The sequence below is a fragment of the Streptomyces sp. CB01201 genome, assembly GCF_002803085.1.
In the GTDB taxonomy this organism is placed as follows: Bacteria; Actinomycetota; Actinomycetes; order Streptomycetales; family Streptomycetaceae; genus Streptomyces; species Streptomyces hundungensis.
Genome location: NZ_NNBJ01000021.1, coordinates 15,029 through 33,812, shown reverse-complemented (window position 1 = coordinate 33,812; position 18,784 = coordinate 15,029). Strand labels below are relative to the sequence as shown.

The window sequence follows — 18,784 nt, the reverse complement described above, 5'->3', positions numbered from 1 at the left end:
CTGATGGCGTCATGAGCCGCTGCCACCGCTGCCGTTCAGCTGGATCAGGCTCTCCAGGTGCGCGCCTTTCACCCAGGCCCCCAGCAAGTCACGGTGTACCGCCACGATGTACTGCCGTAACGCCAGCCCCATGGCTGCCTTGGTGAACACGCGGCAGGTGGTGACGAAGAGAGCGACGTCCGCGCCGTGTTCAAGGCGTGCGGTGCCGACGAACTTCTGCATGTCCTGGGACGGAACGCTGCGGTGCGGCGCGTACTTCTTGCACTGGATGACGAGTTTGCGACCGTCGGCGACGTACCCGATGACGTCGGCGCCCAGGTCACCGCTGCCGCCACTGACGACGACCTCGGTGCAACCGTCCCGCCGGCACAGTTCCGCGACGTACGTCTCGAACTCCTGCCACGAGAGCGCGTCGACCTGCGCCATCGACAGCTCCCGGGCCTTCGCCTCCTCCTGCTCCCGCCATGCGCGGTCCAGTGACACCGCGGAGCGGTGAGCTCGCCACAGGCCCCAGCCTGCCCATCCCGCAACTGCCACCTGCTCCCGCCATGCGCGGTCCAGTGACACCGCGGAGCGGTGAGCTCGCCACAGGCCCCAGCCTGCCCATCCCGCAACTGCCACTGCCACTGCCACTGCCAGCCCGGTCAACAGCACGGGCCAGACCGAAGCCCAGTGGGTGGCCAGCCACAACACGGCGATCGCCCCCACGACCGAGCCCCAGCCCCGTACCCGCCGACGCGTCCGTTTGCTCATACGCCGTTGCCGTTGCCGCCGCCGCGGTGCTGCCATCGCGCCCCCGCCCTCCCCGCCCCCATCCCTGCTCCGCAGTCTGAAAGCCCCATCGCGCTCCGGCAAGAGCGCCTCACACCAGCGCGGACCGGCCGCATCGCGGAATGTCGCCGCAACCAAAAATGCCCGCCGCTTCAGCGACGGGCATTTCGGATGGAACTGTCTTGAGTCAGCTGGTGGCTCAGTACCAGTGGTGGGCCTGCCAGAAGTTCCAGGCGCCGACCGGGCTGCCGTAGCGGGAGTTCATGTAGTCGAGACCCCACTTGATCTGGGTGGCCGGGTTGGTCTTCCAGTCGGCGCCGGCGGACGCCATCTTCGACGCCGGCAGGGCCTGGACCAGGCCGTAGGCACCGGAGGAGGAGTTCGTGGCGGTGTGGTTCCAGCCACTCTCCTTGGAGACGATCTTGCTGAAGGCGGCGAACTGCGCCGGGTCCTTGATCATCTGCTGGGCGATCGCCTTGGCGTTCGTCGGGGCCGCCTGGGCGGGAACCGTGGCGAACAGGGAACCGGCGACACCGACGGCGACGACGGTGCCCGCGAGGGTCTTCTTGGAAGCGGCGATGCGGCGGATGACTGCGTTGGACACGAAGATGCCTTCCGAAGGGGACAAGGGCGGTCGCGGCATGCCGGGGCATGCATGAGCCGCTCACACGATGGGGAGGGCTTCGTCTGCGGCGGGTGAAGCACCCGTGCCGCCTGGCGACTCATCCAGTTCTACCGATGTGCCGATGGCCTGGCAATGCCCCCTGTTACTAACGGGCTTCGCAGCGAGGCCGGACCACCACCCCTGTAGCGTCCCGCCCCCAACCCGATCCCCGCCGCGCGTGGGCGGTGAACGAGTACTGCCGTGGCCTCGCCGGTGGGCCACTAGGCCTCCTCGTATGTGACCAAGGTCCTGTGGGCCGCCTCACGACAAATATGGCCGAATATTACGGATTGCTACGATTCGTATGCCTTGATGGTTCGGGCTCCAGACGCAAAGCAGCCCCCAAGTCCAAGGGAAATACCGGAAACGAGCAGCGAAACCGAAGGCACCGCCGACGTGGCGGGCGCCGTCCAGCAGCGCCGCATTCCGGGTGCAGCGGGGAGCGCATCGGTCCCCGGTGGGCGACCTGCGAGATGTGGTGGCCCCAATAGCGCCTGAAGGTGGATTCTCGGGTTCGTAGGCGTCCGCTGCACTGTGCTGCGCAGCCACGGCAATGTACCGGCGGACAGCACGCGGACAGCACCGTGAAACCCTGCACCACATGACCGCTCTGGACGCCCTCATCCCCTTCGCCCAAACCGGCCGCATCGGCGCGGCACGCATTGGCGCCCAACTCAAGGACGTTACAGCCGCGTTGGGAGAACCGTGGGCCCATGGCGCATCCATCGGGGCCGACGGACTGCCCTATCTGTACGCGTACGGCAGCCTGGAGATTGCCACCTGCCAGGCCCACTGCCAGGTGATCGAGTCGATCGCCATCCAAACTGACCTGCCGACGATGGAATGGCCGACGCGGGAGCCGGGGCGGGCAGCGACGTTTCCTGGGTACCCCACATACGGAGATGTCCTGAGAACGCTGGCGCAGGCCGGGTGCCGTTGGGAGGAGTACGAACCGCTGACCCTTGAGGGCCAGTGCGCGATTCGCGTCCCCGCCTCGGACGTGATCCTCGTCTTCGAGGACGCGGATGAGTTCCAGCTCTGCAACGCCTCGGTAGCCCAACACCGCCCCCACACTTGCGGCTAGGGCGTGCCGGCCCCATGTTGTAGCGGAGCCGGTCGCCCTGCGGACGGCCCCCTGGTGTCGTCGGGCACGCAGGTGCCGGCCGGCCTGGGGATGCCTGGGGATGCCTGGGGATGGGGGGCATCCCGGTAGTCACGGCGCTTGGCCGACGCACGGGCCTTCCTTGCGCGTTCGTGCGCAAGCAGGCCAAGCCGTACGGCACCTGCCGTCTGGCCGAGGGTGCGGAGGTTGCGGGCCGGAAGGTGCTGGTCATCGAAGACGTGGTCACCAGCGGTGGGCAGATCGTGCTGTCGACCGCGGACCTGCGCAACCTGGGCGCGCAGGTGGATGGGGCGCTGTGCGTGATCGACCGGGATCAAGGCGGTACCGAGGCCCTCAAGAGAGCGGGGATCAGCCTGTTGTCATTGCTGACGGCCGTAGACCTGCGTGCTGCTGCCGCGTCCTGACGCTGGGCCGTGCGCCGCCGCGAGACTGCGGCGTTGTCCCGAGCAGGACGAGACGGGGTGAGTGCTCTGACGAAGCGTCGGCGCAGTTGGAGCCGCTCCCAACTACGCGCATCCCGAGCTCATTTCGCCGAGGCAGCGGTGCACTTCCGGGCGACGGGTCCGGCCGGGTGCCAGCAAGGTGGCGTGCATGTCGTACGTCGGCATGTTGCACGTCTCGGCGGCCCGCGTTGCCGGGCGACAGGGGCACACCCGCCGGCCGGGCGGCACTCCGGAACGTATGGCCGCAGCCAACTGCCATGAATATGGCCCCGAGTGCCGGTAGCTCTCCTTCCTTGCCTGCATGATCGCGTGTGAAGCACACTGGCTTCACAGGGGTGGGAACGGCGGGGAGACACGCAAAAAATGACGACGCCAGGTGACAGTTCAGTCCAGGCCGTGGACGCACAGGTGTCGTCTCGCCACAGCGCCGGCCGCAACCGGCTGGTGGGCACAGCGCTCATCATGCTGTCCGTGCTGGCGGCTCTGACCTGCCATACCACTTTCACCACCTGGCTGCCGGCAGACCTGGCCTCGTACCGGGAGTACGAGGAGGCCAAACCCTGCCCCGCCCACACGGAGATGTTGAGTTCGCAGGACTGCCTCCGGGAGATCGCGTTCACCGTTGAGGGCACACACAAGGACGGCAAGGATCTCCGGGCCACTCTGCTCGGCCCTGCTCCCTTCGCCAGGACGGATGTGCTGTTCGGCAACCGTGGCCCCGTGCTCGGAGGACTGGAGGATGGTGACAAGGTCACCGGCACCGTGTGGCGTGGAGTTGTCGTAGTGGTCGCCGTCGGGCACGAGCGACAGACTTCCGCCGATGCACCTCGCGACGAACCTCAGATCGCAGTCGCTGTCGGCACATTCGCGGGCCTGAGCGCGGCGTTGTGCCTGATGTTCGGCGCGGTATATCTGGCCAGGCCCCGCAACACCGGGCACTTCACCTGGCGTGCGTATGGCAAGTGGCTGCTCATCGTCATGGGGGCCAGCTGCGCTGGAGTAGGCCTCGTCACGGTATGGGCGGGGCTCCCGTGGCCGGTCGTGCCGACGGTCTGCGGAGTGATCGTCGGAGGTACGGCGTGGTTCCTCTACCAAGACCTCCGACTCGGGCGGATTGGTCGTGAGCGTGAATGACAAGAGAAACCCTGCCTTGCCGTCGGCAATACGCACCTTCATGCATGCACCGGTCGGCATCCCCGGCGCGGCCAGCTCAGCAACTGCGAGATGGGCTGACGGATCGGCTCGGGCTGACGGGCATCGCATGCGGGTGGCTGCATGCCCGGCAGCGGTGTCCATAGGTGCAGTAAGAGCTTCTGCGCTGCGGACGTCGGGCTCCGAGGGGAGGCGGTGGGAGGTGATGGGACGCGGCGCGACACGGACTGTGACCGCTCCCGTTCCGTCAACGTGAGCGTCAGCCGTCGCCGTCGCACCGAGCAGTAAAGCGCACCCGTGTGATGGCGACGGCTTCCCATGAAGCAGGCGAGGACGGACGGCTCACTGGCGTTTCGTTTGGGGCCATTGCAGGGCGATGGTCGTGTCGCGGCCGTCCCAGAAGTCTGGGACCACGACGGTACCCAGGAACGTCTCGTAGGCCCAGTCGTCGGTACTGTCGAGTTCCCCTCCAAGTCCCGACACCAAGCCGCGCAGTGTCCACCGTGAGCCATCACAGCCAAGTATCTTGATGCGTCGTCTCGCCGGCCTCCCTGCCTGGTCGGTCACGGGGACCTCGGCTCTGATCTCGACACCAGCGACGCCGAACCACTCGCTCGCGGAGCCGCCGGACACGCGTATCCGGCTCAGCAATTTCTGCCGAATGCCCTCCCAGGATCCGGCCTGCTCCGATCTGAAGGCCTGGAGCTGAATCGCCGTCGGCCCCTGGATCACGGTGACCGCAAGGATGGTGTCACCGCCATGCATCGGCTGGATTTCAAAGCCGTCGGAAGTGGGGACTCTCAGTCCTCCCAGGTCGACACGGTCGAGCCGGGGTGCTGCCTCTTCTTCACTGGCATCCCATGGCCCCACCTCCACACCACGCACAGGCAGCCGGATCGGGGTTCCGCTCCGCAGCGTCTCCCGGCAGATCTCCTCACCCAACTCGAAAAGATCATCGAGCTGCCGTGGGGACAGCGAATCCTCTTCGGCCATGGCGCAGAACAGACCCAGCATGCTTTGCAGCGTGAGCAGACCGCGCGCTTGCGCCTCCTGGCCACCGGCAACATCACCGAGCAGGGAACCGATGACCAGAGCCGCCTCGTCGTGACTCAGACCTATCTTGGTGAGATCCCGCGGGACTTGGCCTACGGCGGATATCCCTTTCTCCCATCTGACCCTGATCACAGACTGGAGGGCTACCAGGACGATCCAGCTGGGTACCACCCGGTCCCATTGTTCGAATCCGGCCGATTCCACGCTCTCCGGAGTCAGCATGCCCTCCCGCCGGAACTCGTCGACAATCCTCTTCGTTATGAACTGCACTCCGGCGGAGCCATCTTCTGGCATGTTGCCAGCCCCTCACTATGACCATTCCCGCCATGCCGCCGGCTTCTGCCGGACCATGGGCCCCAGGGGTGCTGAGAGCTGTCCACCATCTTGCCCGCCACACGCGGACGGGGAAGGGGACGGATCCGTGCTGATTCAGCATTTGCTTCAAGTAGTTCTCTCTGGAGTCCTTCGCCGTCGGCAGCCGCCACGCAATCGGCACACGTTCTATCGATCACCACCGGTACGCCGCCCACCGGCCTCACTCGATGCGGGCCGACACCGGAGAGCGCCAGACGCGCCGACGCGTTCGCGCCGACGAGGCTGACGGCGGCACCACCTCGATCCGCACCCCGATCCGCACCCCGATGCGCACCGCGCCCCGCACGACGGGCCCCCAGAAGCTCATGCCGAGGCCTACCGGCCGTCACTTGAGCCCAGCACAATCCCCCATATGACGATCACCCCCGGTGCGCCCCCACCCGCGCACCACACACCCCTCGCACTCGCGCGGGGTTTCCTGACCGGCGGCGTGGTCGGGGCTTCGCTCGCCGCGCTCGCCGTGGGTGGGATCATCGCGAACGCACCCCTGTTCGCGGCAGGGTTTGTCTTGCCGGTGGTCTACGGACTGTTGTTCTTCCTTACCAGTGCGCCGAGGCGTGCTCGGGAGGCCGCGGCCGTGCCCCGCACCGCGCTCGCGGTCATCGAATCCCTGAAGGCCATCGGGGGCGAGTCGGGCGACATACCTGTGCGCTTCGAGCTCTCCGTCGTGCCGGATGACCAGCCGGCGTACCGCGTGGAGACCACGCAGGACATCAACCTCGTAAACCTGTCCGACTACCGGCCGCGCGGCGTCGTCGTGGTCCAGTACCCGTCCGACCGGCCGTGGCGGGTGCAGATCGTCAAGCGGCCGACACCGGAGTGGGAGGACCGAGCGGCCTCCGCCCGCCTCGACTCGGTGCCCGAGGCCGCAAAGGTGGCCGCTCCCCCGAAGGGCTGTGCCTTCGGCTTCATCCTGCTCCTCGGCCTCCTGTTCGGTGCGGCCGCGGTGGCCCTGCTGTTCCGGGGAGATCTCCTGAACCAGGACGACGCCACGAAGTCGCCCTCCGCCGCGCGGCCCACTGCCTCCTCAACGTCGTCGACCACGGTGGTGTCATCGGCTTCCGGAACGGTCACTCTGGGTCCAGGTCAGTCGTTTCTCGGCAAGGGGGAGTTGGTCCGGGCTGTCGGCTCGCTGACCGGAGGTGAGGACAGACGCCGGGCGCTCAGCGTCGTCGTGCAGGAGCGCCTGCTGTCCATCGTGTTCGCACCAACAGGCGCACACTCCAAGGAGTTTGACCCCAGTGCGCTGCCCTACGACCGTTTCCCAGCCCTGGTCGATCAGGCCAGGTCTACCCTGGGCATCCACTCCCCCACGACCTGGCAGATCATCACCGACCGTCTCACCGGCTCCCTTGTCGTCAGAGTCGTCGTGACCGGGCCCGAAGGCACGGCCTCATTGGATGCGGATGGACAGGGCAACGTCGTGCGCCGCGTGCCCGCGGGGTGAAGCGGTGGTCCGGCCCCGCGCTCTGCGCTCGCCGCGCGAGGGGACGGCCGTGGTCATCGCCTTCCAGGACCACTCCACCGGCCAGGAGTTCACCGTCACCAACGACGGTAAGCGGGGCAAGAGGATCACCGTGGCCTGGACGGGGAGGGAGGTTGGCATCCACTACCCGGGCGTCAGGCCGCACGCTTACCGGTTCGCCAACGATCCCTCCGAGGGCAATCGCGGACTCGGCCGGCCGGCCTTCGCGGTCTTCCTCCTCAAGAGCGTCCGCACCGACGACGGCCACACCTCGACCCGCCTCGTACGCGTCACCGCCTGGACATCGACGCCGAACGTCGCTCCTGGAAGCTGGACATGGTGGTCAGCGTCGTGGGACTTGTCGTCATTGCGGCGGCGGCCGTGGTGGGGTTGGTGACCGGGCGTCGGGTTCCGGATCGGCGGCCCGGCGGACGTCACGACGCCCAGACCTTGTGCTGTGGCCGCGGCTAACCCACCTGCTCTCGCGCTGCCGCCCGGAACGCTTCCAGCAGAGCGGACCCGGGATACATCCCGAACTCGCCATACCTCCAGCGGTAGTAGCACGACCAGTAGCTGACCGCTCGCTGCTCCGTAAGAGCGAAGAAGGCCGGATTCCGGACGATGAACTCCCCGTAGAGCCGACGCGCTGCAGAGCCTGGGATGGACAGTCCGGGAAGCCCCCCGGCGATGGCCTCAAGGATCTCCAGCACGTACTCGCCGGCCAACTGCATCACGAACGGGACCACCCACGGCTCGTCGCACGCCACGATCCGCTCAAGGTGGCGTTGACGGACCCGGCCGTCGCTGTGCCGGGTGTAGAGGCAGTGCAGGATGACCTGCTGGGTGGGTGTCAAACTCCGTTGCGGGTCGGCGCCCGGCTCCTCGTTGTAGATGCGCGAGGGAATGGCGACTTCCTCGCCCCGTACCTCGACCGTGAACGAACGCGCCGGGGACAACTCGGCGGTCGGCACCACGGCCAGGACATCGCGCACGTCATCGGCAAGACGGGACGGGAACGCCGCCGCCAGAACGTGCGTCGCGTTCGACGGCTCCTCGGGTGTCTGCACCAGTCGAGGATATACAGCACACCTCGCGGCCCATCCGCCGGTTACGGGACAGGCCTTGGGCGCCATCGGCGACTCAGTCGACCGGGGCGAAGCCCAGGTGGGTGTAGAGGCGAGCAGCGGGGTTGCCGTTGGTGACCACCAGGGTGAGTTCGGATGCGCCGGCGGCGCGAAGTGCCGTCGCGCTGTGTGTGAGGAGGAACCTCGCCAGGCCCCTTGAGGCATGCGCGGGGTCGGTGAGCGCGAAGGCCACGAGGGGGCTGGACTTCCAGTGGGTCACGAGCGAGAGGGACGCCGGGGTGGGGCCGTACCAGGCAGCCCGCGTCGCCTGCCAGTCGACTTCGCCGAACTCGCCCGCGAGCGCGGCGTTCATCTCGGCCCGGTGCCAGCTCGCGGACTCACCATTGTCGTCGACGCCGCCCCGGTACGCACGGTAGGACAGTGCTCCCAGGAGCGTGGCGTCGGCCGCGGTGACGGGGGCGACTCGGTAGGAATCGGGCAGCGGACAGTGGCGCGGTGGCGCGGTCAGGTCCCAGCGCATGCGCAGGCGCCGGGCTGCCGTGGGCGGCGGCGCGGCGCTCACCCGGTGCGCCTCGGACGGGCGGCGGGCAGCGGAATCACGGGCCGGGCGGGATCGGCCAGGGCGGGACGGGCCTCAACGACGAGGTCCTCGAAGCGCTCCCAGCCATTCGCGGCGAGGTAGCGCTCCTCCTCGGCGTGGAGCGGGAAGAGCCACCAGAGTTCGACCCGTCGGCCCTCCGCCCTGACCTGTGAGAACGATCGGTGGTGGTAGACGGCCCGGCTCACGTAGAGGTGATCGGCGCCCAATGCGGCGGCGACCTCCGGTCGGCAGCGCACGGCCGAACCTCGGTTGACGACGACTCCGGCCGCCAGACAGTCTTCCGCGACCTGGGCCAGAGCAGCGGTCAGCACCGGGCGCCATGGGTCCTCGCCCGCGATGGCGAGGAATTCGACTCGTACGGGCCGCCGACGGATCGTCGAGGCCAGCTCCGTGTCGGACACCCCGACGGTGCTCAGGGTGGTCCCAGGAACACCTGATTGCGTGGTCGCCCAGATCTCGACCGGCCCGGAGCGGATGAGTGGCGCCTCAGGGACGGGAGCGACCGCCGTCGACAGCACGTGGTCGCGGACACGATGGGACAGGAGCGGTTCGGCAATACGCGGATTCATCTGGCGGACCTCGGGTCGGCGGGGCATCGGGCGGCGGGGGCATGGTCGGCCGGGAGCGTGAGCAGTCCTTGGGAGAAGGAGGTGGCATAGGCAGAGGCGGTGTCGGGCAGCTGCCAGCGGGTGGCGGCCGGGGCGGCGCCGTGGGCGAGTCCGGTGAGCAGGGCGCGCGCCCAGGGGGCGCCGGGGCAGGCGTGGCGGCCGTGCCCGAACGCTGTGTGGGGCGCGGCGCCGGGGCCCAGCCCGGGGGCGGCGAAGACCAGCAGTACACGCTCGCCCGCCACAATGTCCTGGCCGGCCAGCACGGTAGGACGCGTGGCCGTACGACGTGCCTGGAGGATCGGAGGGTGTCTGCGCAAGGTGTCGTCCAGGAGCGTCGGCACTTCCTCGGCTGCCGAGCCGTCCCGGGGCAGTGCCCGCAGCAACTGTGCCCCGGCCGAGACCGTTGCCCCGAAGCCAGCCTTGACGAGGAGGACCCAGTTGAGCGCGAATTCGGCCGTGGACGTCAGCCGGGCCGCCAAGAAAGTCGGCAGGTCCTCGGCCGGATGGACGGTGCGGTGCCGACGCAGCTGTGCGCAGATGTGCAGGAAGGCGCGCAGCGCCCGCTCCTCGGCCTCGGGTTCTGCCGTCATCTCGCTGCTGTCCACGCACCAGGACCGGAATTCCTCCTTCAACGCCGTTGGCACACCGAGGAGTTCACCGAGCGCGTCCGCCACCACGGGGACGACCACGTCCCCCACGAGATCCGCGAGGCACGCCCGCTTGCCGGCGCAGGACGTTCGGCGGAGGGCAGCCGTTCGACCGGCGACCGCCTCCCGTGCCCGTTCGCTCAGCCCCCGGTTGATGTCGGCGCGCAGCGATGCGGACAGTCCACGCCGCATCCGGGCATGCGGACCGTCGGCAAGCCCGGGGAGCTGGCGGCGCAGCAGAGCCGTCTCCTCAGGAGTCGCATCGCTCATCGCCGTACCGAGCAGCTCCCCGCTGAAGTCCCGTGGCCTCAGCGCCGCTTCCCGCAGGGCGCGGTGCCCTGTGACGGCCCATGCGCGTCTTCCGTCGCGGGTGCCCACGGCGATGCAGGGGCCCTGGGTGTGGAGGTACGGGAGCAGGCCGGCGCGCAGGGCCTCGGGGTAGAGGGAACTGTCGTCCCAGGCGTCGAGGAGCGCGGCCACGGGGGCCGGGGCGGTATTCACGCCGCACTCGCCGCGGCGTCGGAGGCCAGCGCCGCCACAGCGGAACGTGCGTCGCCGTCCCCGCGCAGAACGTCCCGTACGGCCGCCCAGGCCGCCGGCTCTGCCCACCACCGTGAGCCCCAGCGGCCCGTCAGGCAGCTCAGAGCCTCGTCGCGCCAGGCGAATCCGGCCAGATAGGCACGGACCTGAAGGCCGTCGGAAGCGTCTTGGAGCAGCGCTTGCGGGACTCGGGCGATGCCCAGGCGGGCGATGAGGTCATGGGTCAGGGTGAGGGCATCGGCGGATGTGGCGTCGGGCGGCAGCTCGTCGTCGAGGGCCGCAGCCGCTCGGAACATCTGGCGGTCGAGGAGTTCGGTGTAGGTGGCGGTGACGCGCACGGCTTCGGTGAACGGGTGCGAGAGATCGAGGGAGGCGAGCCACAGCGGATCGGTGGCCAGGGATTCGAGGAGCAGTGCCCATCCTTCGGAGCGCACCGGGTCGAAGCACCAGCGGACCTCTAGGGCCAACTCGGGTGCTCGCAGGGCGTGTTCGGACACATGGGCCAATTCGTGCAGGAGGTGGGCCAGGGCGGGTACGGCCGGGGTGCTGGACAGGACGAGGACACTGCGGCCGGGCACCCGTACCGGCACGGCCACGGCGCTCGTCCAGACCTTCCGTACGAGCGTGACCCGGTGCTCCGGAGGCAGCAGCCCGGCCTGCCGCAGGCGGCCGACCAGGGTCCGCAGCAGGGTGTCGACGGACGGCAGCGCGACTGCCGGGCCGTGGCGGCCCTCTCGGAGGGTGGTCCTGAACTCGGGGGTGGTCACGTCTTCGTCGGGGCCCGCTTCGGACCAGCGGCGCAGCAGCCCGTCGACCGGCGCCACCGGCCCGCCGCAACGGAGCAGCCAGGCCCGGGTGTCGGCAGTGAGCGGGAAGGGGCGCCCCCGCTCCCACCACGGGTCGCCCGTCCTGCGCCGCTCCAGGAAGTCGGCCGCCACCTCGTGCGCGTCCATCTTGTCGAGGCGCCGATCGACGGCCGCTCGCCGGACCGCCGGATCCGCGGTGGGGCTCGTGTCGAGCGCGAGCAGGGGCGACGGGCCCATCCCCCTTTTGTCCGGGGCGAGTTGAGCCATCAGTCTCCGTATGCCCCCGGAGGGGGTGGCGGGCGCCGGTCCCGGGTCGGCCCCGAGCCCGAGGTGGGCCAGCACCCGCGCTTCGAGGTACACCTCCTGCGGCTGCGGCATCCGCTCACCGACTCCGGCCGCAGAGCCAGGCCGTCAGCGCGCCTCCTGCGGCGAGCCCAGCGGCGGCGATCGACCAGGTGACGGTGACCGAGTCGATGGCGGTGACGAACGAACCGACGACGAGGAGCCCCACTCCGGTCACGGCCCCGGACACCAGGGAGACGAAGGACAGCATGGTGGCTCGGTTGGCGTTGGTGAGCCGGTCGTTGACGGCACCCTGGATGACCGGCACGGCCACGCCCGCCGCCGCGGAGAAGCACACGTACAGCGCGACGGCCTGCCAGGCACCGCCGCTGTACGCGGTGAGCAGGAGGAGCATGGCGGCGGTGAACGAGGCGGCCAGCACGATCGGCGGTCGGGCGACGCCGCGCTTGGTGCGCAGCCTACGCACGAGGTCCAGGAGCGGAATCTGGACCAGCGGCCCGGCGCAGCGCACCAGCCCGAGCAGCACCAGGCTGGTGGTGAACTGGCCTTCCAGGTAGGTCGTCCACTGCACGCCCGGCAGGCTGCTCATCAGTGCCACGAAGGCGACGGCCCCGGCCAGGAACATCAGCACCCGGTCCCCGCGCAGCGCCGCCCCGGTGCCGCCCAGGTTGGCCTGTAGGGCAGTGGACAGGGAGAGCTCTGCGGGTCGCGGCGCCCTGCTGTGTTCGCGCATCACCAGTGGCAGGACAGCCGCGGTCACCGCGCACACCACCGCCGACAGGAGGAACGGCAGCGCCAGACTCCGGGTGCCGATGACGGCCCCCACCAGAACACCCGAGATGAGACCGGAGTTGCAGGCGATGCGGCTGCGGGTGAACAGGGCGTCCACCGTCTCGTCGGCGCCGAAGTGCTCGCTCTCGTCGACCGCCCATGCTTCCAGCGCCCCCGACTCGAACGTCGTGCCGATGGAGACCAGGACGTGCGCGAGCAGCAGAGCGGGCAGGTCGTGCGCGAAGAACAGCACCCCGAACCCCACCGAACGGAACACGAAACTCGCGATGACCGAACTGCGCCGGCCCAGCAGGTCGGCGACCAGGCCCGTGGGAATCTCGAAGACCGCCTCGGCCAGCCACACCACCGCGACCGTGGCGAAGATCGCCTCCGGGCTCAGACCGATGGCGGCGAAGTAGAGGACGGACGTGGCGGCCCAGGTGAAGTCGATGAAGTATCCGACGTAGGACAGACCGTAGAACATCCTGGTCGTACGCCGGATCGCCGCCACGTCCTTCACGACGGACGGTTCCTGGGATTCCTGGGACGGCAGATCAGTGGTCAAGTTCTTCCTTACGCCGGCACGAGAACGGGCGGAGGGTCGGGAGGGCGGACGGGCGGAGCACAAGGTCACGCGAAACGGGTGAGCAGCGAGGGGTCTCGTTCGAAGTGCTCGTCGCCCACCAACTCCGCGACGCGCGCCAGCAGTTCGGTCAGAGCGGCCGCCGGCGCTCCGGTGCTGGGCAGGTGGGCGCCGTACTCCTCCTCAAGGGCCAGTCGGCCGTCTCCGGCCGCCTCCACAAGGTGCTGCATGAAGACGTAGGGAACGTGTCGCAGAGCGACGAGGTCCAGCTGGAGCTGGGCGAGGCGGTCGCCGGTGCGGCCGCCCGAGCGCCACTTCTCGGCGCAGAGTTCACCGTCGGCGAGCGCGGTGTCGATGGCGGGCTGCCATGTGCGGCGGAACCAGCGCATGCCCGCGGCGACGGCGGCGACGTCGTCGTTCTCGTACAGGCCCACGATGTCGGGGAGTTCGTTGGGCGCGAAGGCACGGCCGTGCCGGCGTTCGTAGAACTCTCGGATGGGCGTGCCCTGATAGAGCACGAGGGTGGTGTAGATCGCCTCGTGCGGAACGTAGTCGTAGAAGCCGAGCCGTCGGAGGAATGCGAGGTTCATCCGGAGATCGGCCAGGGTGGTCGCGGGGTCGAACATGATGAAGTCGACGACGATCTCCAGCCCGAGCCGCTGAAGCGTGCGTACCGCGTCGACGTTGACCTGGGGCGATACGCCCTTCGCCAGCCGTTCCAGCATGGCGGGCGAGGCGCTCTCGATGCCGAGCTCGACGAACCGCAGGCCGATCTCCTTCATCCGCGCCAACACGTCCTCGCTGCGCAGGATCTGGTTGACGCGGGTGCCGAAGCTGACCGTGATCGCGGGGTCGTAGGCGTGGATCGCCTCGATGACGGCGAGGGAGCGCCGTGGGTTGACGTAGAAGTTGGCGTCGCTGAAGTAGATGTGCTGGTACGGGATGCCGTCCCGATTCCGGAAGTAGTCGATCTCCTCGACCACGGACCCGGGCGAGCGCGTCCGGTAGCGTCGTCCGATGGTCAGCACTCCGCAGAAGGAGCAGTTGTACGGGCAGCTCCGGCTCGTGTTGACGGTCAGCGCGGGCTTGAGCCGGCCGCTGACGTCGTCGAAGTAGGACAGGGTCGGGTATCCCGAGTCGGAGGTGAACCGAGCGTCGGGGAAGGGCAGGGTGTCCAGGTCCTCGATGAACGGCGGATCCTCCCGGGATGCCACCTCGCCGTTCGGTTCCCGCCACGTCGTGCCCAGAACGCCGGTCACCGGCCGGCGCGCGGCGACTCGGCGCGCGATCTCCAGCATCGGCTCCTCGCCTTCCCGGCGCACCACCAGATCCACCTGCGGGTGCGCGGCGATCAGGTGGTCGGCGACCGCGGTCGCGTGCGGGCCGCCCATCACGATCAGCGCGGTCGGGTTCCGTTCCTTGATCCAGGCGGCCATGCTGAGGGCGTTGTCGGCAGACTCGTTGTAGACCGAGAAGCCTACGATGTCGTAGGTGTCGAGCCGGTGTTCGGCGGCGAGCAGCTCCGGCTCGGTGAGCGCGCCGCCGAAGTCGAAGCCTTCGCTCTCCAAGCCGTGGGAGCGCAGATAGGCCATCACATAGGCGATCCCGATGGGCTTGGACTTGCGGCGGTCCGAGTAGCCGACGGACGGGTTCACGAACGCCATGGCCGGGGCGAACTCGGCAGCCGCTGCGAGAGTGAGTGCCGGCGCGATCCGCAGGACCTCGGAGCGCTGCCGGGTCCCGGTCGTCTGCCGCGCGGCCGGCTTGGTCCGCGCCATCAGTCGCTCGGCCCGGGCAGGAGGACACCGGTAACGAGCAGGGAGCGGGCGAACTCCCCGTCGCTGCCTTCCAGTTCGTCGGGGGTGATCTGCTCGGCGAGCAGGGCCCGCCAGACCTTGGAGGCGGCGGCGTTGAGTCGTACGCACTGCCCTTGCGGGCCGCCCTCGGCCACATATACGTGGCCGGCTTCGTCGAGCCAGCGATGAGTCGTCCGCATCCCGCGCTTCCTTGTGGTCCGTGTCCTCGATGTGGTGGAGCCGGTGGTGGCCCCGGCTGTGGAGTGTGCTGCCGGGACCACCGGTGCCGCCATGGGTCAGCCGGCGGTCCAGGTACGGCCGAGCATCTTCACGTAGCTCGCGCCGCCCAGGCTGACGGCCTCGGCCGCGGCCTCGTCCGTGTCCTCGAAGCCGTCCAAGGACAGCTCTTCGGCCAGCTTCTCCACGAGCTCCTGTTCGGTGGACTTGGTGGTCATGTTGTTCACCTCCCCCGTTCTTCCCGTTCGTTCCCCCGTGGACTGCGTCCTGGGGGCGCTACTCGATCACCATCAAGCCGGTGTCGAGCAGGTCCATGAGTGCTCGGGCCACCATCGGTGCGGCCGAGCCGGGCGCGGCGGCTTGCAGGGAGCGGACCGCGAGGCCGCTGTCCAGTCCGTCGCACGCGGTGAAAAGGGTCCACTGGTAGGCGTTCAGCACATGCACGTCCCACGGCTGGCACGTGGCCACGAGGCCGAGGTCGGGTTCCGGCCGCCAGCCCCGGTGCCCTGGGGCGGCACGGCGCAGGGTGCCGGATGGAATACCGACCGCGGCACTCGGCCGAGGCCGCTCCGGTTCCGGTTCCGGTTCCGGTTCGCGGCCGGGCAGCAGCTTGGCCCCGGCCGCCCCACGGCCCAGGTCCTGCGGCGCGGCCTCCAGGACTTCGCGCAGCCAGCGCGTCATACGGACCCCGGCAGGCCCCAGGTCCCGGGAGGCCTCGCCCGCCAGCTCCGTCAGCAAATGGGCGGCACGTTCCCGGCAGGCCGCGAGACCGGTCGCCCGGCTACGGGCGGGCGGGTCGTGACGTTCGTACAGCGCAACGAGATGGACGTACACATGGGCGGCGGCCAGTGCCCGGTTGGCCATCCAGCGGTGCGGTACGCCGGACGCGTCCCGGTGCCAGGGAATCGGCAGCAGGACCGCGCTGTCGTCGATGACGCCCGCGCGGTAGATCGGGCGGGTCAGGGTCAGCGCGTTGAGCTTGAGGTGGAGTGCCTCGTGCAGCAGGGCTTCGGCGAGGCGGTCGGTATCGCCGGTCATGCGGCGTTCGACGAAGATGATCCTCGGCTGCGAGAGAAGCGTGCCGCTGGCGAATAGTTCACCATCGAAGAACGCGATCCCGTCGATGAAGGGAAATGTCTCGCGAGCGATCTCCGGTACGGCCTCACGGATCATTTCCGCCGCCGTCTCGACGGCTTTCTGTTCTGCTTTTCCGGCGGCATAGAGGGTGTTCTTGATCGCGGAATCCCCGTTCCCGCCAGGCAGGTTGGGAGAATGCGTCTCACGTGTGGGCGGCGCGGTGAGTGCGTACCGTTGGAAAGCGCCATCGACAGCCGCGGTCAGCGGCCCGTGCACCCCTTGCCACAGCCACACGGTCCCCCGCCGCCGCCCACCGATCCGCGCGGTGCGTATACGCGGTGGCTCCGCACCGGTCGGTGACAAGCCCTCGCGCCGGACTGCTCCACGAGCGACCGCGGCGGCCAGCACCGACGCCGGATCGGCCACCGGCTCGTGTAGCCCGTCGAACATGGCCTGCAACGCAGCCCACACCGCCGGGTCTTCGGCGATCTCGGGATCGGCCATGACGTCGTCGCCTTGACCGAAGCGTCGCAAGGCGGCCGCGAGGGTGAACCCGAGTACGTGCCGGGCACGCCGCCGCAGCACGTCTGCGCGGCCGAAGTCCCGGTGCGAGGAGAGGAGTTCGGCGCGTGCGGGCAGCAACCCGGTCAGCCGCTCAGTCATAGGTGGGCACCGCCCCGATGTCGTACTCGTATCCCCGCCCGGCCTCGTCGAAGGTGCGGCGGACGGCCCGGCGGACGCCGACGGGAATCTGCTGCGGGTGGCGGCGGTGGAAGGCGCGCTCGTGCTGGAACATCACGAATGTCTCGGGCCGCCCGAACCCGTAGCGGGCGTGGTCCTCACGGAAGCAGGGGGCGAAGCAGAGGACGAACGCCCGGTGCTCTCCCCAGTGGAACCAGTGGCTGGGGTCCGTGACGTCCTCGCGCGATACCGCGGGCCGCCGGGGCGTCGAACGCGCCCCGTACCAGTCGAAGACGGCGACGGTCGTCTCCTCAAGCCGCTCCAGCGACTCCCCCGCCCAGCCCGGCAGTTCAAGGACATATCCATCGGCCTCGCCGGTGAGACACTCCGCGAAGGCGGTCCGGAAAGACGGAAAGCTGCGTTCCAAATGCTCTTCGAGCGTTGCGGACGAATCACTCGATGGCGAGGCACGGATGATCGAACGTGCCGCGTAATGGCATTCGCTCTGGTCCAGCACAAACTGAAACGCGTTCTGGATCATACCCGCCCCCCGTCGGATATCCATGCGCGCACCGGGATGGCGAAGACCCCGGCCCGCTCGCACCACAATTGACGACGACGAAAGGACCAGGCGTCAATGAGTCATTCAAAGCTTGGCCGGAATCTCGATGTGGCGTGAAAGTGCGTCTTGTGTGGAGGCGGCGAGTGAGCCTTTGGGTGGGTCCCTCACGGCGGCGCCGGAGGCACATGCCCGGCATCGAGGCCGAGGACCGACGACGTCGAACCAGGTCACCAGCGGTGCCGGGCCGAGGACGGTTGCCGATGCGCGGAGCGGCCCCGGCGAGCGGACCCGGTCGCCTCGCGCCGCGTGCTTCAAGCCTGGCTGGCTGGAACAGGGGACCTGTACAGCGGGACGAACGACCGCTCCTGGACACCGATGAGAAGGACGAGCGGGAGCTGCCGGCCAGGCCGGCCGATGAATCACCTGGCGTCTGTCGTCGGGGCCAGGAGATTCATCGGCCGGGGCCGGTCTTCCTCAGACGGGGGCCTGGTGTAAGGGGCCGGCCCTGGGCGGGCGGCCTACTTCTCGCTGGTGAACCTCGGGTCCTTGGCCTGGTTGTAGATCTCCTTGCCTGACGCGTCGTAGGCATGGACGTAGGGGTCCGGGCCCATGAAGTGCGCGCTGGGCGGCGCGTCCGAGGAGAGAGCGGCCCCGTAGACGAACGCGCCGCCCGCCATGCGCGCCGGGTACTGCTTCGGGTCGTTGCCGTAGCTGATGGTGATCTTGGCGACGCCAGACATGTAGTGTCCGGCGCCCAGCATGAGGTACTTCCCCTTCCCGGCGGGCTGGAGCATGGAGTCGAAATACTCGACCGTGTGACCGGTGCCCCACAGCCGGTCGTTGATGAACGTGGGCGGAGAGTCCTGGCTCTGCCCCTTGTTGCCCTTCGTCTGGCACTGCACGTACTGCTTGGCCGAGTTGACGGCGACCACCACGCCGTCCGTATCCGATGAGGCCAGCGGCATACGTTCCGCGATCACCGCGTGGTACTGGGACGCGTCCGGCCCCAGGCAGGAGGACAGGATCCTGCTGATGGACCCGGCATCGATCGGGGTCGTCGTCCCGTCGGTGATGGTGAAGTCAGCAGCCTTGGACGACGTCGCGCGGGACGCGGACGGCGCGGACGGCGAGGACGGCGAGGACGGCGAGGACGGCGCCGAACCGGATCCCCCCGACGTGGCCCCGTGCGATGCGCTCGCACCCGGTGCCGAAGCGGGGTTCGCCGGCCCCGCACCGCCGTGTGCGGGATCGGCGGCGCTCGTCCCGGCCTCGCCCGTCCCGCCGAGGGCGAATACGGCCGCGACGCTCACCGCCGCCACACCGGCGGCGACCCCGAGTGGCACCCCCCATCGGCGTCGCAGCGAAATCTCGTTCTCCTGGGGATCAATCATCTTCAGTAGTTCCTCTCGGGTCCGCCGTTGGTTCGGCAGATCACGATCGT

21 protein-coding genes are annotated in these 18,784 nt (G+C 69.1%); 5 read left to right on the top strand and 16 right to left on the bottom strand.

All coding sequences use genetic code 11. The annotated features are described in order from the left end of the window. Window positions 1–9 precede the first annotated feature (9 nt). Both CG740_RS33005 and CG740_RS33000 read right to left on the bottom strand, forming a co-directional pair. Window positions 10–753: a restriction endonuclease gene (locus CG740_RS33005; RefSeq protein WP_442802865.1), complete on the bottom strand. Its 744-nt coding sequence runs from the start codon at window positions 751–753 to the stop codon at window positions 10–12. Window positions 754–970: 217 nt separating this feature from the next. After that, a complete protein-coding gene (locus tag CG740_RS33000) occupies window positions 971–1,414 on the bottom strand; it encodes a transglycosylase SLT domain-containing protein (RefSeq protein ID WP_100578993.1) in 444 nt (147 codons plus the stop codon). A gap of 622 nt (window positions 1,415–2,036) precedes the next feature. On the opposite strand from CG740_RS33000, the gene CG740_RS32995 reads away from it, so the two are divergent. The 3 genes from CG740_RS32995 (at window position 2,037) to CG740_RS32985 (ending at window position 4,135) form a co-directional block, all read left to right on the top strand. Next, window positions 2,037–2,519, top strand: a complete 483-nt coding sequence (locus tag CG740_RS32995) for a hypothetical protein (RefSeq protein WP_100578992.1) — start codon at window positions 2,037–2,039, stop codon at window positions 2,517–2,519. 170 nt (window positions 2,520–2,689) lie between these two features. Beyond that, window positions 2,690–2,962 (top strand): orotate phosphoribosyltransferase, encoded by a 273-nt coding sequence (locus CG740_RS41195; RefSeq protein WP_234376614.1) that lies wholly within the window; start codon window positions 2,690–2,692, stop codon window positions 2,960–2,962. 435 nt (window positions 2,963–3,397) lie between these two features. After that, window positions 3,398–4,135 carry a hypothetical protein gene (locus tag CG740_RS32985; RefSeq protein ID WP_100578991.1) on the top strand — a complete coding sequence of 246 codons (738 nt, stop codon included), beginning with the start codon at window positions 3,398–3,400 and terminating at the stop codon, window positions 4,133–4,135. Window positions 4,136–4,495: 360 nt separating this feature from the next. Here the strand turns inward: CG740_RS32985 and CG740_RS32980 are convergent, their stop codons facing one another. Both CG740_RS32980 and CG740_RS39925 read right to left on the bottom strand, forming a co-directional pair. Continuing rightward, complete coding sequence (locus CG740_RS32980) at window positions 4,496–5,476, bottom strand: DUF3710 domain-containing protein (protein ID WP_199846646.1); 981 nt, start codon at window positions 5,474–5,476, stop codon at window positions 4,496–4,498. A 265-nt stretch (window positions 5,477–5,741) separates the two neighbouring features. After that, window positions 5,742–5,888, bottom strand: coding sequence for a hypothetical protein (locus CG740_RS39925; protein ID WP_159030453.1), 147 nt, complete (start codon window positions 5,886–5,888; stop codon window positions 5,742–5,744). Between the two features lie 45 nt (window positions 5,889–5,933). On the opposite strand from CG740_RS39925, the gene CG740_RS32975 reads away from it, so the two are divergent. Continuing rightward, a complete protein-coding gene (locus tag CG740_RS32975; RefSeq protein ID WP_100578989.1) occupies window positions 5,934–7,028 on the top strand; it encodes a hypothetical protein in 1,095 nt (364 codons plus the stop codon). Between the two features lie 4 nt (window positions 7,029–7,032). Further along, window positions 7,033–7,443 carry a hypothetical protein gene (locus CG740_RS32970; RefSeq protein ID WP_234376613.1) on the top strand — a complete coding sequence of 137 codons (411 nt, stop codon included), beginning with the start codon at window positions 7,033–7,035 and terminating at the stop codon, window positions 7,441–7,443. A gap of 70 nt (window positions 7,444–7,513) precedes the next feature. On the opposite strand, the gene CG740_RS32965 is transcribed toward CG740_RS32970, so the two are convergent. The 12 genes from CG740_RS32965 to CG740_RS32915 form a co-directional block, all read right to left on the bottom strand. Further along, on the bottom strand, window positions 7,514–8,113 hold the full coding sequence (locus tag CG740_RS32965; protein WP_100578988.1) for a hypothetical protein: 600 nt from the start codon (window positions 8,111–8,113) through the stop codon (window positions 7,514–7,516). Window positions 8,114–8,186: 73 nt separating this feature from the next. After that, window positions 8,187–8,693, bottom strand: a complete 507-nt coding sequence (locus CG740_RS32960) for a GNAT family N-acetyltransferase (RefSeq protein WP_100578987.1) — start codon at window positions 8,691–8,693, stop codon at window positions 8,187–8,189. Next, window positions 8,690–9,301 (bottom strand): suppressor of fused domain protein, encoded by a 612-nt coding sequence (locus CG740_RS32955; RefSeq protein ID WP_234376612.1) that lies wholly within the window; start codon window positions 9,299–9,301, stop codon window positions 8,690–8,692. The genes CG740_RS32960 and CG740_RS32955 overlap by 4 nt, the downstream gene beginning before the upstream one ends. After that, window positions 9,298–10,488 (bottom strand): hypothetical protein, encoded by a 1,191-nt coding sequence (locus tag CG740_RS32950; protein ID WP_159030451.1) that lies wholly within the window; start codon window positions 10,486–10,488, stop codon window positions 9,298–9,300. The genes CG740_RS32955 and CG740_RS32950 overlap by 4 nt, the downstream gene beginning before the upstream one ends. Continuing rightward, on the bottom strand, window positions 10,485–11,711 hold the full coding sequence (locus CG740_RS32945) for a hypothetical protein (RefSeq protein ID WP_100578984.1): 1,227 nt from the start codon (window positions 11,709–11,711) through the stop codon (window positions 10,485–10,487). The genes CG740_RS32950 and CG740_RS32945 overlap by 4 nt, the downstream gene beginning before the upstream one ends. Before the next feature lie 4 nt (window positions 11,712–11,715). Further along, entirely contained in the window at window positions 11,716–12,972 is a 1,257-nt protein-coding gene (locus CG740_RS32940) for an MFS transporter (protein WP_100578983.1), read from the bottom strand. Window positions 12,973–13,037: 65 nt separating this feature from the next. Further along, entirely contained in the window at window positions 13,038–14,768 is a 1,731-nt protein-coding gene (locus CG740_RS32935; RefSeq protein WP_100578982.1) for a B12-binding domain-containing radical SAM protein, read from the bottom strand. Beyond that, complete coding sequence (locus CG740_RS32930) at window positions 14,768–14,986, bottom strand: hypothetical protein (protein ID WP_100578981.1); 219 nt, start codon at window positions 14,984–14,986, stop codon at window positions 14,768–14,770. Before CG740_RS32930 ends, CG740_RS32935 begins: the two co-directional genes overlap by 1 nt. 96 nt (window positions 14,987–15,082) lie before the next feature. Then, a complete protein-coding gene (locus CG740_RS39920; protein ID WP_159030450.1) occupies window positions 15,083–15,241 on the bottom strand; it encodes a hypothetical protein in 159 nt (52 codons plus the stop codon). Window positions 15,242–15,299: 58 nt separating this feature from the next. Next, window positions 15,300–16,604: an aKG-HExxH-type peptide beta-hydroxylase gene (locus tag CG740_RS32925; RefSeq protein WP_159030449.1), complete on the bottom strand. Its 1,305-nt coding sequence runs from the start codon at window positions 16,602–16,604 to the stop codon at window positions 15,300–15,302. Window positions 16,605–16,755: 151 nt separating this feature from the next. After that, window positions 16,756–17,208: a hypothetical protein gene (locus tag CG740_RS32920; protein WP_159030448.1), complete on the bottom strand. Its 453-nt coding sequence runs from the start codon at window positions 17,206–17,208 to the stop codon at window positions 16,756–16,758. A 653-nt stretch (window positions 17,209–17,861) separates the two neighbouring features. Continuing rightward, entirely contained in the window at window positions 17,862–18,734 is an 873-nt protein-coding gene (locus CG740_RS32915; RefSeq protein WP_234376611.1) for a hypothetical protein, read from the bottom strand. Between the last annotated feature and the right edge of the window lie 50 nt (window positions 18,735–18,784).